Below are 14,663 nucleotides of genomic sequence, written 5' to 3' on the forward strand. Positions count from 1 at the left end.
GGAGCGGTAGTTCAGTTGGTTAGAATACCTGCCTGTCACGCAGGGGGTCGCGGGTTCGAGTCCCGTCCGTTCCGCCAACATTTAGGGGCGTAGTTCAATTGGTAGAGCACCGGTCTCCAAAACCGGGTGTTGGGAGTTCGAGCCTCTCCGCCCCTGCCATTTACTTGATAAGTAATAACTAAAGATCTTTATTTATTAATAGCCCGGTTCGTTATGAACTGGGTTTTTTATTATCTGAATTTTGCCTGTAAACCTTAAATCCTGCCAAATATCCTTCCTTTTAAGTATTCCTGTTGTCTGATAATTACCACATTACTGTCTTTTTAAATCATCAATGACCAGCGTTACACCGGTATTACGATCAACTGCCCGATAAGTCCCTGCTGATCACTGTTTTGCAACCAGACAGCGTACAGAGGCTTTGTAATCAGGTCATTATTCACTGGCGTCAGTTCAGGATATGTTTTCTTCCAGTGTGCGGGTAAATACGCTACCGATGATGTGACTGACAGTAATTGTTTGGCCTGAAAAGCAGACGATGTGCTTAGGATCGGTGACTGGCAGCGTGCAAAAACAGCCTCATCATGCTGCTGAAAATCTGCACTCCATTCCAGGCGGATTAGGGACGGAGGATTCTCTGTCGTCAGCGGCTGTATATTGAATAACTGAAGTGTGATTTCGCCGATAATTTCACTTTTCAGTTCATCCATTTTGGGTTGTTCAGTTGAGATAAGTAAATCAAGTTCGCGTGCATGCAGTTGTTTTACCAGGGATTGCCGGGATGCGATCCGGGTTTCCAGCCGGAGGTCTGTGTGTAACTGATATGTCCGTCCCAGCCAGGGCGTCAGACAGGATTCCCACAATGATGCCGTTGCCCCGATGGACAGCGGATTGTGCGCAGAGGCCTGATTAATTTCTTGTTTTGCCTGTTGCCAGGTATTGATCAGTGCTTCGGCGTAAGGCACTAACCGCTCACCGGCTGCTGTCAGGCGGATATTATTGCGGTGTCGGGTAAAAAGATTTGCCCCGAGATTCGTCTCTAACTGTCTGATTCTGAAGCTTACTGCTGATTGTGTCAGGTATAAGGATTCAGCCGCACGCCCGAAGTGACGGGTTTTACTGACTTCCAGAAAGGTTTTCAGTAACTCTGTATCCACTGGTATCTCCAAAAAAATTTGTCGTTATGATTTAAATATTTTGTTTTACAGAATCCTAATGCTATCTAATACTCCGCGCCATAAAGAGTATGTCAGTAGAGAATTAGGAGTGTGTCAGATGGCAGAAAGCTTTATCACGACTAATCGTTTTTTTGATAATAAACATTATCCTCGTGGTTTTTCACGCCATGGTCATTTCACCATAAAAGAAGCTCAGTTACTTGAGCGCCATGGTTTTGCTTTCAACGAACTGGATATGGGTAAACGCGCCCCCCAGACGGATGAAGAAAAGCAGTTTGTTTCTGTATGCCGTGGTGAGCGTATGCCGGAAACAGCAGAAGAAAAAGTGTGGATTAAGTATCTGGAGCGCATTCGTAAACCAAAACGCTTCCACACGCTGTCCGGTGGTAAACCTCAGATCGATCCGTCGGAAGACTATACCGACACAGATGATTAATATCATCAGAAATAATAAGTTAAAAGGGGCATTCGTGCCCCTTTCGCTTTTCAGGAAACCGCCTGCTGAAGTTTATGGATAAATCTGTCCATTACACGGTAACTGAGTGCCTCCAGTATATCGTTTCGTGATACCGCCCCCTCGTCATTCCGCAGATCGGCTATCGTTCTGCTGACACGCAGTATACGGTGCCATGCACGGACAGACAGATTAAGTTGTGTCAGTGCATCTTCAAGAAAACGGGCGTCCTGTGGTGATAACGCACAGACTTCTTCCGTTTCTTTTCCTGATAACGCTGCATTCAGTTTTTCCTGTCCGTTGCGGCGGTACTGCTGCTCACGTGCGGATTGTACCCGCATTTTCACCTGTTCATGAACCGGCGGATCTTTATCTGTCCGGCTCAGTGTTCCCGGCGGCAGCATAGGGACTTCAATGGATAAATCAAACCGATCCAGAAAAGGCCCTGATATACGGGAAAGATAACGCAGTAATTGCTGCGGACCGCTGCGGTTATGTATCCCCTGATAATGCCCGGTCGGACTGGGATTCATGGCGGCAATGAGTTGTATCCGTGCGGGAAAGCATACTTTCGCTTTGGCTCTGGAAATGATTATTTCTCCCGATTCGAGCGGCTCACGCAGGGAATCCAGGGTTTTACGGGAAAATTCGGGTAACTCATCAAGAAACAGAATACCGTGATGTGCCAGTGAGATTTCGCCGGGCCTCGGTATACTGCCGCCGCCGGTAAGTGCAGCAGAAGATGCGGTATGATGTGGTGCTCTGAACGGGCGCTGAGGCCATTTGTTTTGCTCTGATGAGGTTTGGGTCAGACTCTGTATTATCGCCACGTCAAGAGCCTCCTGCGCGGTCAGCGGCGGGAGTAATGTTCCCAACCGACTGGCCAGCATTGTTTTTCCTGTGCCGGGCGGGCCGAGCAGGAGTAAATTGTGTCCGCCGGCGGCACTGATCTCCAGAACCCGTTTGGCGTGTTGCTGGCCGGTAATATCATCAATAGTTGCAGTGCCGTTATTTTCGGCTTTTTCTGTCAGATGATCGTTTTCTGCCAGTATCTGCTGATGATGAAAAAAAGCTGCAATTTGTAATAAATTATCTGCCATCAGTGCCGAACCGGAAGGTAAAATACATAATTCAGCCTCATGCTGTTTTGAAACTACAGCCTGTCTTCCTGACTGGCGGGCGGCCAGCACTGCCGGTAATATTCCGCGGCAAAACCGCAGTTCTCCTGATAAGCCCAATTCCCCCGAAAACTCATAATTTTCTGTCAGTTTTGTATCGATTTGTCCCGATGCCGAGAGTATGGCAACGGCGATAGGAAGATCATAGCGGCCGCCTTCCTTGGGTAAATCTGCCGGTGCCAGATTGATAGTGACGCGCTTTGCCGGAAATTCAAATCCGCCGTTGATCAGGGCACTGCGAACTCTGTCCCTGGACTCTTTGACTGCCGTTTCCGGTAATCCCACCAGCGTTAATCCGGGCAGTCCGGCGCTGATATGAGCTTCGACAGTGACCAGCGGCGCATCTGTTCCGATCATGGCGCGGGTATAAACAATGGCAAATGACATCAGGTCACCCTGCGGTTGTGTAAACGAATGATCATGATGCAGGCTTTTGGCGTCATTTCGCTGCATAATTCTGTTTTTTACGACCTGAACCGACGAAATTTATGTCTGTTGCAAAAAATGATATTAATTTTGCGTGTTGTGCCGGAAAAATGACAGAGAGGGAATTAATTTCCGGATTTCAGAATAAAAAATGCCACGCTTTTTATCGTGATCCCGGGAAATGATCTTCAGAGGAAAAGTAAATTGTACCAGAGAATGTCCGGTTTTTTTTGCGTTATTCCGGAAGCGGTAATTTTGGCAGAAAAAGATTCCGGTATATTGGTAAGCGACAGTGAAATATATTGGCGTGACTGGCAGTTGACTGAATTATATGGATTTTTATTCTTGCTGTTAAAAAAAAGACAAATAGCCGTTGTCAGGAATTCGATAACATGATAACTCTAAAATAAAGAGACCAACTGAATACGGCAGACAGAAGAATTTATCCATGAATAAGATTGTCCGGGTTATCAGCCTAATTATCGTGAGCGTGGTGGTGATTATTATCCCACCGTGCGGGGCTGCACTCGGATACGAAAATGGCTGATACGAGCCAGGATCTCACGAGAACCCCGCACCGAAAGGCGCGGGGTTTTTTTTAGCCTTAACATTATGTTTTTTCACTGAAAAAGAAAACGGCGACTAAGGAGTCACACATGAACGGGGCACAGTGGTTAGTGCAGGCACTACGAACACAGGGCGTTGACACTGTGTTCGGCTACCCGGGCGGGGCGATCATGCCGGTCTATGACGCGCTGTATGACGGTGGTGTGGAGCACGTGCTCTGCCGTCATGAACAGGGAGCGGTTATGGCGGCAATCGGCTATGCACGGGCAGGGCAGAAAACGGGAGTATGTATCGCAACATCAGGGCCGGGGGCGACAAACCTTATCACCGGACTGGCGGATGCACTGCTTGATTCAGTACCGGTTGTTGCTATCACCGGACAAGTAGGTTCATCACTGATTGGTACGGATGCCTTTCAGGAGATCGATGTGCTGGGGCTGTCTTTGTCGTGCACAAAACACAGCTTCCTGGTTGAATCAATTACTGATTTGCCGCGAATTATTACCGAGGCTTTTGCGATTGCCGCAGGTGGGCGTCCGGGGCCGGTACTCATTGATATCCCGAAAGACATTCAATTACAGATTGGTGAATTTACCCCGTATTTTCTGCCGGTGAATGATGCGGAGCCTCTGTCACAGACGGCGCTCTCCCGTGCACGGCAACTGATGCGGGAGAGCCGGAAGCCGGTACTGTATGCCGGTGGTGGTGTCGGTATGTCAGGTGCGGTCGCGCAACTGCGGGCATTTCTGAATGAAACCGGTATGCCGGCAGTGAGCACACTGAAAGGGCTGGGTGCGGTATCTCCGGATTATCCTCAGTACCTCGGAATGCTCGGTATGCACGGGGCAAAAGCAGCAAATCTCGCGGTGCAGGAAGCGGATCTGCTGATTGCGGTCGGTGCCCGTTTTGATGACCGGGTGACCGGGAAGCTGAATGCATTTGCCCCGCATGCAAAGGTGATTCATGTGGATATCGACCCTGCCGAGCTGGATAAATTACGACAGACACATGTATCGCTTGCCTGTGATGCAAAACAGGCTCTGCCGCTGCTGTCTCAGCCTCTGTCGTTAGCCGCCTGGCAGCACCATGTCGGGGCTCTGAAAGCAGAACATGCTCCGGATTATTCACATACCGGTGACAGTATTTTTGCTCCACTGCTGTTATCTCAGGTATCTGCGGCCAAACCGGCGGATTGTGTGGTGACAACGGATGTCGGGCAGCACCAGATGTGGACGGCGCAGCATATGACGTTTGACGGTCCGGAGAATTTCCTGACATCCGGCGGCCTGGGAACAATGGGATTCGGTTTACCGGCAGCCATCGGGGCACAGATTGCCCGCCCTGACGCGACGGTGCTGTGTGTTTCCGGTGACGGCTCTTTCATGATGAATGTGCAGGAGCTGACCACGGTTAAACGCAAGCGCCTGCCGGTCAAAATCCTGCTGCTGGATAATCAGCGCCTCGGCATGGTGCGCCAGTGGCAGGAACTGTTTTTCGATAAGCGTTACAGCGAGACGGTGCTGGATGACAATCCTGATTTTGTTGCCCTGGCGCGCTCGTTTGATATCCCCGGGCAGATGGTGACGGAGAAATCCGCACTGCCGTCCGCAATTGAGACCCTGTTACACCATCAGGGCCCGTATTTATTACATGTCGCCATCCGTGAAGAAGATAACGTCTGGCCATTAGTACCGCCGGGTGCGGGTAACGAACATATGATGGAGAGCTCATTATGATGCAGCATCAGTTAGCAATTCAGGCACGTTCATGCCCGGAAATCCTGGAACGGGTTCTGCGGGTTGTGCGCCACCGCGGATTTAACGTCTGTGCTATGAAAATGGATCTGGCGAAAGGTTCCGAAGGTGATAATGTAAATATTGAGTTAACAGTTTCAAGCCTGCGGCCGCCGGCCCTGCTCTGTACACAGTTAGTTAAGCTGGCGGATGTGGCGGATGTCGAAGTCCTCACAAAAAATACACAAAATTATCAACATATTAGCTGTGCAGTATAAAGGAAAATTACAATGACAAAAAAAGCTGATTTTATTTGGTTCAATGGTGAGATGGTTCCATGGGCAGAGGCAAAGGTTCATGTTATGTGTCATGCCATGCACTACGGAACCTCTGTTTTTGAAGGGATTCGCTGCTATGAGTCTCATAAGGGCCCTGTCGTTTTCCGTCATCGCGAACATATGCAGCGCCTGCATGATTCCGCCAAAATCTATCGTATGCCGATGGAGTATTCCGTTGATGAATTAATGGAAGCCTGTCGTGCGACGCTGCGTAAAAATAACCTCACAAGTGGTTATATCCGCCCGCTGGTCTTTATCGGGGATGTCGGCATGGGAGTTAACCCGCCGCAGGGCTATAAAACCGATGTCATCATCGCGGCATTCCCGTGGGGAGCCTATCTGGGTGAGGAAGCACTGGATGCCGGGATTGATGCGATGGTGTCATCCTGGAACCGTGTGGCGCCGAATACCATCCCGACCGCAGCCAAAGCCGGCGGTAACTACCTGTCTTCGTTACTGGTCGGCAGTGAAGCCCGCCGTCACGGCTATCAGGAAGGGATTGCGCTTGATGTACACGGTTATATCTCAGAGGGCGCAGGTGAAAACCTGTTTGAAGTGAAAAATAATATTATCTTCACGCCGCCGTTTACCTCTTCCGCGCTGCCGGGCATTACCCGTGATGCGATTCTGACGCTGGCAAAAGAGCTGGGTTATGAAATCCGTGAGCAGACACTATCCCGCGAATCACTTTATCTGGCGGATGAAGTCTTTATGACCGGCACCGCCGCGGAAGTCACACCGGTACGCAGTGTTGACGGCATTCAGGTCGGTATCGGCCGCTGTGGTCCTGTCACCAAAGAAATCCAGCAGGCATTCTTCGGGTTGTTCACCGGTAAAACAGAAGACAAGTGGGGCTGGTTAGATCCGGTAAATCCATAATAACGAAACAGATTTACAGGCGGGTCGTTCCCCGCCTGATTTTTGCAAACACGGGAGATTACAATGCCTCAGTACCGTTCGGCGACAACCACACATGGCCGTAATATGGCGGGTGCGCGCGCATTATGGCGTGCGACAGGAATGACAGATGCCGATTTCGGCAAACCGATTATCGCGGTTGTTAACTCATTCACACAATTTGTTCCGGGTCATGTTCACCTGCGGGATCTGGGTAAACTGGTGGCAGAGGAAATTGAGGCCGCCGGTGGCGTTGCCAAAGAATTCAATACGATTGCCGTGGATGACGGTATCGCGATGGGGCACGGCGGGATGCTGTATTCTCTGCCGTCGCGCGAGCTTATCGCCGACTCCGTGGAATACATGGTCAATGCGCACTGTGCGGATGCCATGGTGTGTATCTCCAACTGCGACAAAATCACCCCGGGGATGCTGATGGCGTCACTGCGCCTGAATATCCCGGTTATTTTTGTGTCCGGCGGCCCGATGGAAGCCGGTAAAACCAAATTATCTGATCAGATCATCAAACTGGATCTGGTGGATGCCATGATCCAGGGGGCGAACCCCGAGGTTTCCGATGCTGACAGTGAACAAATCGAACGTTCCGCCTGCCCGACCTGCGGTTCCTGTTCCGGTATGTTCACCGCTAACTCGATGAACTGCCTGACCGAAGCCCTGGGGTTATCCCAGCCGGGTAATGGTTCTCTGCTGGCGACGCACGCCGATCGTAAAAATCTGTTCCTCAATGCCGGACGCCGGATTGTGGAAATCACCAAAAAATATTACGAACAGGATGATATCCGTTTTCTGCCGCGTAATATCGCCACCAAAGCCGCATTTGAGAATGCGATGATCCTGGATATCGCCATGGGTGGTTCAACCAACACAGTTCTGCATCTGCTGGCGGCAGCGCAGGAAGGGGAGGTTGATTTCACAATGGCGGATATTGATCGTCTCTCCCGCGCGGTGCCGCATTTATGCAAAGTCGCGCCGAGCACTCAGAAATACCACATGGAAGATGTGCATCGCGCCGGCGGGGTTATCGGTATTCTGGGTGAATTGGATCGTGCCGGGTTGCTGCACCGGGAAGTCAGCAATGTGCTGGGGATGACCCTGCCGGAATTGCTGGCGGCATATGATATTACACTGACGAAAGATGCTGCGGTAAAACAGATGTATTCTGCCGGGCCTGCCGGTATCCGCACAACAAAAGCATTCTCCCAGGATTGCCGCTGGCCGTCCCTGGATGATGATCGTGAAAACGGCTGTATCCGCAGTAAAACGCATGCTTACAGTCAGGATGGCGGGTTGGCGGTACTGTCCGGCAATATTGCCGCAGATGGCTGTATTGTAAAAACCGCCGGGGTGGATGAGGGCAGCTTAACCTTCACCGGTCCGGCAAAAGTCTATGAAAGTCAGGATGATGCGGTAAAAGCGATTCTCGGCGGAGAGGTTGTGGCCGGCGATGTGGTGGTGATCCGCTACGAGGGGCCGAAAGGCGGGCCGGGGATGCAGGAAATGCTGTATCCGACAACCTATCTGAAATCCATGGGGCTGGGAAAAAGCTGTGCGCTGATCACTGACGGACGGTTCTCCGGCGGCACATCCGGGTTATCCATCGGCCACGTTTCGCCGGAAGCGGCCAACGGCGGGCTGATCGGACTGGTTAAAACCGGTGATACTATCGCGATTGATATTCCGTCACGGCAGATTTCCCTGAACGTGGATGAGCAGACACTGGCAGCCCGCCGGGCTGCGGAAGAAGCCCGGGGTGAAAAAGCTTGGTCACCGCAGAACCGTGAGCGGCAGGTTTCTTTTGCACTGCGTGCATACGCGCTGCTGGCGACCAGTGCGGATAAAGGTGCAGTACGGGATAAAAGTAAACTCGGAGGTTAAGGATGACCGCAAAACAACCATTATCTGCTCAGCCGTCAGCGGCGGAGTATGTGAGAGCGGCCTTCAGCGCCTCTGTTTATGATGTCGCTCAGGTCACGCCGCTGCAACTGATGCCGAAGCTGTCCGCGCGGCTCGGCAATACGATTTCCGTCAAGCGGGAAGACAGACAACCCGTCCACAGTTTTAAGTTGCGCGGTGCGTACGCGATGATTGCGGAACTGACGGAAGAACAAAAACAACGGGGCGTGGTGACGGCATCAGCCGGAAACCATGCCCAGGGTGTGGCGCTGTCAGCCGGAAAAACCGGGGTGAAAGCCCTGATTGTGATGCCGGTGGCCACTGCGGATATCAAAGTGGATGCGGTTCGCGGGTTCGGCGGCGAAGTGGTTCTCCACGGTGCTAATTTTGATGAGGCTAAAGCGCATGCGCTTGAACTGGCAACCTCTCTCGGCATGACATTTATCCCGCCGTTCGATCATCCTTCGGTGATCGCCGGTCAGGCCACGATTGCCCTTGAACTGCTGCAACAGAATGCCCGTCTCGACAGGGTGTTTGTGCCGGTCGGCGGCGGCGGGCTGGCCGCCGGGGTGGCGGTGTTTATCAAACACCTGATGCCGGATATTAAAGTGATCGGGGTGGAGGCGGAAGAGGCGGCCTGTCTGAAAGCCGCACTGGACGCCGGACATCCGGTCGAATTAGCGAAAGTCGGGCTGTTTGCCGAAGGTGTGGCAGTCAAACGGATTGGGGATGAGACCTTCCGTTTGTGTCAGCAGTATCTGGATGATGTCATCACCGTGGACAGTGACGCCATCTGCGCAGCCATGAAAGATCTGTTTGATGATGTGCGGGCAGTGGCGGAGCCTTCCGGGGCACTGGCACTGGCGGGAATGAAGAAATACATTCAGCAGCACAATATTCAGGGAGAAAACCTGGCGCATGTGTTGTCCGGTGCCAATGTGAATTTCCATGTGCTCCGCTATGTGTCAGAACGGTGTGAACTGGGTGAGCAGCGCGAAGGTGTGTTTGCGGTGACGATTCCGGAAGAGAAAGGCAGTTTCCTGCGCTTTTGTCAGGCCCTCGGTCCGCGTGTGGTGACGGAATTTAATTACCGTTACAGTGGTTCCGATGAGGCATCGGTGTTTGTCAGTGTCCGTGCCGATGAAGGGCCGGGCGCACGGAAAACTATTCTGGACGGTCTTACCGCAGCCGGTTTCAGTGCGACAGATTTATCCGATGATGAAATGGCGAAACTGCATGTCCGCTACATGGTGGGCGGGCGTCCGTCTGCACCGCTGCAGGAACGGCTGTTCAGTTTTGAATTCCCGGAAGCTCCCGGTGCACTGCTGAAATTCCTGGAAACACTCGGCACGTACTGGAATATCACGCTTTTCCATTACCGCAGTCACGGTACAGATTATGGTCGTGTACTGGCGGCGTTTGAAATACAGGAAGGGGATGTGCAGTTTGAGCAGCATCTGAATGCACTCGGCTATGACTTCCGTGATGAAACCGGCAATACCGCCTTTGCTCGTTTTCTTGCCCCGCAGTTATCCGGGGTGGCGCGGCAGTAACTGCCAGAATGCTCTGATCAGCGGCTCATGCAGCCGCTTGTTCAGTGTGCAGACGCCCAGCTCAAACGGCGCGACCATCGAAATATTATCCAGTTGCAGAATACGGCTGCGGATAGCCTCAGGACTGTTTTCCACCACCACATTCGGGATCAGCGCGATGCCGCAGCCCAGCGCCACCATGGACACAATCGCTTCATGGCCGGAAACCGTGGCATAAATCTGCGGCTCCTGAATCCGGTGAGTTTTAAACCATAAATCAATCCGTTTACGCGACGGGCCGTGCTCCGGAATAATAAACGGAATATTTTCCCAGTCAGGTTCCGGCTGTACTGCCTGCTGTCTGACCGGGCACGGCAGCGCAGGAGCGATCAGTGACAGCGGGATTTCGCCTATCTGATGAAAACGGACATTATCCGGCAGTTTTTCCGGTTTACCGGCAATACCGAGGTCGGCTTCCTGTGACTGCACTTTTTCCACTGCATCCGCCGCGTCTCCGGTGGTCAGCTTGATTTCCACCTGCGGATGCTCTGCACGGAACTGATCCAGAATCTGCGGCAGATGGCTGTATGCGGCCGTTACAGAACAGAACAGACGTAATTCACCGGTCAGCGACGGGCTCTGGTGGTTCAGGGCATGTTGCAGCTGCTGGTATTGCAGCACCGTTTCCTGTGCAAATTTTTTCAGCTGTTCACCGGCGGCTGTCAGCTGAACAGTGCGGTTATCCCGCAGAAACAACGGGTGCCCGAGAGATTCCTCAAGCCGCTGGATCTGCCGTGAAAGTGTCGACGGGCTGATATACATGGCAGCCGCGGTTTTGCCGAAATGGCAGCTCTCCGCGAGATGTAAAAACAGTCTGAGTTCCCGGATATCCATCACAACCTCTCAGGGGATTATGTTTTAGTCAGTACGTTGCATAAATTGCATCACTATCTTGTGAATATATCAATTTAAGCAATGAAAATCATGACATATAGTCATTATAAATAAAGGGTGTTTATACCCTTATTCATTCAAACCGCAGGTTCGTTGGCTGCACGTTGAATGACGTTGGGTATATCACACCGCCAAATAACGAAATCAGTGCTGCAAAGACAGCAATCTGAGCAAACACAATACACGGAGTCACCATGGCGAATTATTTTAATACACTGAATTTGCGCCAGCAGCTGGCGCAGTTAGGCAAATGCCGGTTTATGGCGCGCGAAGAATTTGCGGACGAGGCAGGGTATCTCAAAGGCAAAAAAGTGGTGATTATCGGCTGTGGTGCGCAGGGGCTGAACCAGGGGCTGAACATGCGCGATTCCGGTCTGGATATCGCTTATGCACTGCGTCAGGAAGCGATTGATGAGAAACGTACGTCATGGCGCCGTGCCACCGAAAACGGTTTCACCGTCGGTACGTATGAAGACCTGATCCCGCAGGCTGACCTGGTGGTTAATCTGACACCGGACAAACAGCACTCCGCAGTGGTTCAGGCCGTTCAGCCACTGATGAAATCCGGTGCGGCACTGGGTTACTCACATGGCTTCAATATTGTCGAAGTCGGCGAAACTATCCGCCCTGATATCACGGTTGTGATGGTGGCACCGAAATGTCCGGGAACAGAAGTACGTGAAGAGTACAAACGCGGTTTTGGTGTTCCGACACTGATTGCAGTTCATCCGGAAAATGATGCCAAAGGCGAAGGCCTGGCGATTGCCAAAGCCTGGGCTGCGGCGACCGGCGGCCATCGTGCCGGTGTTCTGGAATCATCTTTTGTTGCGGAAGTTAAATCTGACCTGATGGGCGAGCAGACTATCCTCTGCGGTATGCTGCAGGCCGGTTCACTGCTCTGTTATGACAAAATGGTTGCTGACGGTGCAGACCCGGCGTATGCAGGTAAACTGATCCAGTACGGCTGGGAAACCATTACCGAAGCACTGAAACAGGGTGGTATCACGCTGATGATGGACAGATTGTCCAATCCGGCAAAAGTCCGTGCTTATCAGCTGTCTGAGACTCTGAAAGTACAGATGAAAACCCTGTTTGAAAAACATATGGATGACATCATTTCCGGTCATTTCTCCTCAACGATGATGGCTGACTGGGCGAATGATGACAAAAACCTGCTGACATGGCGCGAAGAAACCGGCAAAACAGCGTTTGAAAATTACCCGGATTCTGAGCAGAAAATCAGTGAGCAGGAATACTTTGACCACGGTGTTGTCATGGTGGCAATGGTGAAAGCCGGTGTTGAGCTGGCCTTTGAAACCATGATTGATGCGGGGATCATTGCGGAATCGGCCTATTATGAATCACTGCATGAGCTGCCGCTGATCGCCAACACGATTGCCCGTAAGCGTCTGTATGAAATGAACGTGGTTATCTCGGATACTGCGGAATACGGTAACTACCTGTTCTCGTTTGCGGCCGTGCCGTTACTGAAAGATTTTATGGCATCACTGCAACCGGGTGACCTGGGCAAATCCGGCACAGACCACGGCACGGATAACGCACAACTGCGTGATATCAATGAAGCTATCCGTCAGCATCCGATTGAAACCGTGGGTAAAACCCTGCGTGGTTATATGACTGATATGAAACGTATCGCAGTCGGCGGCTGATAACAGAATAATGATATTATCCCACGGCACCTTCGGGTGCCGTTTTTTTTAATTTCACCAAACAGGGTTATTGTCACCGCCAAAAATACCGCTACACTCGTTTTTAGTCACAGGTCTTTACCGGTAATAATTATCCGGATTTATAAGCAAAGGAATGCTATGGCAAACAGAATTTACTTACGGCTGGAAGGTAATAAACAAGGTTTGATTTCAAAAGGATGTTCATCACCGGAATCAATAGGGAATAAGTACCAGAGTGGACATGAAGACCAGATTTTTGTTTACTCATTCAGTCATGATATATTTCGTGAGAAAAATACAATTCATCATCCGGTCATTATAAGCAAACCTATTGATAAATCATCACCATTACTGGGGGTCAGTATTACTGAAAATGAAATTCTGACGTGTGAATTGGTTTTTTACCGGACAGGTATCTCCGGCGTTCAGGAGAAGTATTATACGGTAAAATTGACAAAAGCTGCGATTGTCAATATCTCATCACATTATCCGAATGCACTGACCCATAATGATGCTCAGCCGCATGAAAGTATTACACTTAGCTATGAGAGTATCACCTGGCGGCACTGCTCTGCCGGAACGTCCGGTTACAGTATCAGCGGGCAGCACCCGTTTTAATCATAGCGGTATTCGTATTCAGATAACAACAGGCAATCCTCGTGATCTTTTTTTGCTTCATAAATAGAAATAAATAAATTTTCATTATATTTATTCTTGTATGTTATTTCACTTATGGGAATTAATGTCCTGCGGGAATTTGCGTACTGATGAAGCTTTATTTTTAATTCGGTAAATGTGTTAACATCCTGACAATAATAAACAGAAGAATATGATTCCTGACCCCGGTCACCCCAAAAGTGATAATAATAAGTTGCCAGCTCCTTATCAGGAGCATTACGAATAAAATCGGAGGTCAAAAGTAATGACTTTATGTAATTTTTTACCGGGAAGTATTGAGTTGGCGACAAAAAACAATATAAAAAAAGTAAAAATAGAATGAATATAATTAATGAGAATAATTTAGTTATCATTTATTTGCAAATGGATTCCATTTTCTGAAGCCCCAATCACCGAACCAGCTATCGGTAACATTTAGTTTAATGACAATATCACCTTCATAGGAATTAAAGGGCTGAATGGTATTCATATAATGAGGCAGGTTTTTTTTGAAAGGTACCGCGTTGGGGGATTCCTGTGGATCCGGGAAAATCCAGGGGCGCAGTTCTCTGTTTTTATATTTACCGACAGGACCATAATGATCCCAGATACGCAGTGCAGTTTCAGTGGAAACCGGTTTTATCAGTGACCAGTAATCACGGGGCTCAATCACTGAATAAAAACCAAGAAGGTTGGAAATAAGATCCTCTCCGCTGAACCCGCTGTCACTGCCTGACAGGCCGGAAAATAAAAATCGCCCCTGATGAGTTTCAAATAACGTGGAGATATAAAACATCATTGAAAGGGCAATTGATTTTTTATCTTCTTCTCTGAGTCCTTTTTTCACCAGCCAGCAGGAAGTAACGCCCATTTTAATGAAAAATTTTCCCATAAACTGATCGTAACTGACCAGAAAATAATCTTTGTAATAGGGTGTGGTATTCTCTGTGAGCAGTTGCGCCCACAGGTTGCGCGCATCCCCGCCTGATGCATGATTGCGATCTATCCAGCCAATTTCCTGTGTATATATTAATCTGGATTTTTCAATATCAAGTCGTGATGCCATCTGTGTTTTTCCGAAAGGTATTTGTTTTTATCATGTTACTGATATACGGATGACATGGATATACACCAAATGAGTGAT

Annotated in this window: 13 protein-coding genes and 2 tRNA genes; 11 read left to right on the forward strand and 4 right to left on the reverse strand. The window is 50.1% G+C overall.

From position 1 onward, the window contains the following. Positions 1-77, forward strand: a tRNA-Asp gene (locus R5268_RS12815). A gap of 6 nt (positions 78-83) precedes the next feature. Then, positions 84-159, forward strand: a tRNA-Trp gene (locus R5268_RS12820). Between the two features lie 185 nt (positions 160-344). Here R5268_RS12820 and hdfR read toward each other — a convergent pair. Beyond that, positions 345-1,157: an HTH-type transcriptional regulator HdfR gene (gene hdfR, locus R5268_RS12825; protein WP_317419602.1), complete on the reverse strand. Its 813-nt coding sequence runs from the start codon at positions 1,155-1,157 to the stop codon at positions 345-347. Between the two features lie 118 nt (positions 1,158-1,275). Here hdfR and R5268_RS12830 point away from each other — a divergent pair, with 118 nt between their 5' ends. After that, positions 1,276-1,614: a DUF413 domain-containing protein gene (locus tag R5268_RS12830; protein ID WP_004234373.1), complete on the forward strand. Its 339-nt coding sequence runs from the start codon at positions 1,276-1,278 to the stop codon at positions 1,612-1,614. Positions 1,615-1,664: 50 nt separating this feature from the next. On the opposite strand, the gene R5268_RS12835 is transcribed toward R5268_RS12830, so the two are convergent. Further along, on the reverse strand, positions 1,665-3,197 hold the full coding sequence (locus tag R5268_RS12835) for a YifB family Mg chelatase-like AAA ATPase (RefSeq protein ID WP_317419603.1): 1,533 nt from the start codon (positions 3,195-3,197) through the stop codon (positions 1,665-1,667). A 487-nt stretch (positions 3,198-3,684) separates the two neighbouring features. Between R5268_RS12835 and ilvL the strand changes: the two genes are divergently transcribed. From ilvL to ilvA, 6 genes are all read left to right on the forward strand, one after another. Then, the gene (gene ilvL, locus R5268_RS12840) at positions 3,685-3,783 is read left to right on the forward strand and encodes an ilv operon leader peptide (RefSeq protein WP_079549161.1); all 99 of its coding nucleotides are present in this window, start codon (positions 3,685-3,687) and stop codon (positions 3,781-3,783) included. A gap of 109 nt (positions 3,784-3,892) precedes the next feature. Next, positions 3,893-5,539, forward strand: a complete 1,647-nt coding sequence (ilvG, locus tag R5268_RS12845) for an acetolactate synthase 2 catalytic subunit (protein WP_317419601.1) — start codon at positions 3,893-3,895, stop codon at positions 5,537-5,539. Beyond that, positions 5,536-5,814, forward strand: a complete 279-nt coding sequence (ilvM, locus tag R5268_RS12850) for an acetolactate synthase 2 small subunit (protein ID WP_004234381.1) — start codon at positions 5,536-5,538, stop codon at positions 5,812-5,814. Before ilvG ends, ilvM begins: the two co-directional genes overlap by 4 nt. A gap of 12 nt (positions 5,815-5,826) precedes the next feature. Further along, positions 5,827-6,753: a branched-chain-amino-acid transaminase gene (ilvE, locus tag R5268_RS12855; RefSeq protein ID WP_046894200.1), complete on the forward strand. Its 927-nt coding sequence runs from the start codon at positions 5,827-5,829 to the stop codon at positions 6,751-6,753. Between the two features lie 63 nt (positions 6,754-6,816). Next, positions 6,817-8,667 (forward strand): dihydroxy-acid dehydratase, encoded by a 1,851-nt coding sequence (gene ilvD, locus R5268_RS12860; protein ID WP_107680501.1) that lies wholly within the window; start codon positions 6,817-6,819, stop codon positions 8,665-8,667. A 2-nt stretch (positions 8,668-8,669) separates the two neighbouring features. Further along, the gene (ilvA, locus tag R5268_RS12865; protein ID WP_317419600.1) at positions 8,670-10,238 is read left to right on the forward strand and encodes a threonine ammonia-lyase, biosynthetic; all 1,569 of its coding nucleotides are present in this window, start codon (positions 8,670-8,672) and stop codon (positions 10,236-10,238) included. Here ilvA and ilvY read toward each other — a convergent pair. Next, positions 10,215-11,111, reverse strand: coding sequence for an HTH-type transcriptional activator IlvY (ilvY, locus tag R5268_RS12870; protein WP_054424112.1), 897 nt, complete (start codon positions 11,109-11,111; stop codon positions 10,215-10,217). The two genes, ilvA and ilvY, sit on opposite strands and share 24 nt — an antisense overlap. 254 nt (positions 11,112-11,365) lie before the next feature. Here ilvY and ilvC point away from each other — a divergent pair, with 254 nt between their 5' ends. After that, complete coding sequence (gene ilvC / locus R5268_RS12875; RefSeq protein ID WP_317419599.1) at positions 11,366-12,841, forward strand: ketol-acid reductoisomerase; 1,476 nt, start codon at positions 11,366-11,368, stop codon at positions 12,839-12,841. A 159-nt stretch (positions 12,842-13,000) separates the two neighbouring features. Next, the gene (locus tag R5268_RS12880) at positions 13,001-13,480 is read left to right on the forward strand and encodes an Hcp family type VI secretion system effector (RefSeq protein WP_107680504.1); all 480 of its coding nucleotides are present in this window, start codon (positions 13,001-13,003) and stop codon (positions 13,478-13,480) included. Positions 13,481-13,889: 409 nt separating this feature from the next. Here R5268_RS12880 and R5268_RS12885 read toward each other — a convergent pair whose 3' ends face one another. Then, the gene (locus tag R5268_RS12885) at positions 13,890-14,411 is read right to left on the reverse strand and encodes a hypothetical protein (RefSeq protein ID WP_218454756.1); all 522 of its coding nucleotides are present in this window, start codon (positions 14,409-14,411) and stop codon (positions 13,890-13,892) included. Between the last annotated feature and the right edge of the window lie 252 nt (positions 14,412-14,663).

Source organism: Morganella sp. BCCO 40_0007, assembly GCF_032989665.1.
Lineage (GTDB): Bacteria > Pseudomonadota > Gammaproteobacteria > Enterobacterales > Enterobacteriaceae > Morganella > Morganella sibonii.

Bases quoted from the DNA above. Each gene is read 5' to 3' on its own strand.
- ilvY (WP_054424112.1), bottom strand. From the start codon at position 11,111: ATGGATATCCGGGAACTCAGACTGTTTTTACATCTCGCGGAGAGCTGC.
- R5268_RS12830 (WP_004234373.1), top strand. From the start codon at position 1,276: ATGGCAGAAAGCTTTATCACGACTAATCGTTTTTTTGATAATAAACAT.
- ilvE (WP_046894200.1), top strand. From the start codon at position 5,827: ATGACAAAAAAAGCTGATTTTATTTGGTTCAATGGTGAGATGGTTCCA.
- R5268_RS12885 (WP_218454756.1), bottom strand. From the start codon at position 14,411: ATGGGAAAATTTTTCATTAAAATGGGCGTTACTTCCTGCTGGCTGGTG.
- ilvC (WP_317419599.1), top strand. From the start codon at position 11,366: ATGGCGAATTATTTTAATACACTGAATTTGCGCCAGCAGCTGGCGCAG.
- ilvL (WP_079549161.1), top strand. From the start codon at position 3,685: ATGAATAAGATTGTCCGGGTTATCAGCCTAATTATCGTGAGCGTGGTG.
- ilvM (WP_004234381.1), top strand. From the start codon at position 5,536: ATGATGCAGCATCAGTTAGCAATTCAGGCACGTTCATGCCCGGAAATC.
- ilvG (WP_317419601.1), top strand. From the start codon at position 3,893: ATGAACGGGGCACAGTGGTTAGTGCAGGCACTACGAACACAGGGCGTT.
- ilvD (WP_107680501.1), top strand. From the start codon at position 6,817: ATGCCTCAGTACCGTTCGGCGACAACCACACATGGCCGTAATATGGCG.
- ilvA (WP_317419600.1), top strand. From the start codon at position 8,670: ATGACCGCAAAACAACCATTATCTGCTCAGCCGTCAGCGGCGGAGTAT.
- R5268_RS12835 (WP_317419603.1), bottom strand. From the start codon at position 3,197: ATGTCATTTGCCATTGTTTATACCCGCGCCATGATCGGAACAGATGCG.
- R5268_RS12880 (WP_107680504.1), top strand. From the start codon at position 13,001: ATGGCAAACAGAATTTACTTACGGCTGGAAGGTAATAAACAAGGTTTG.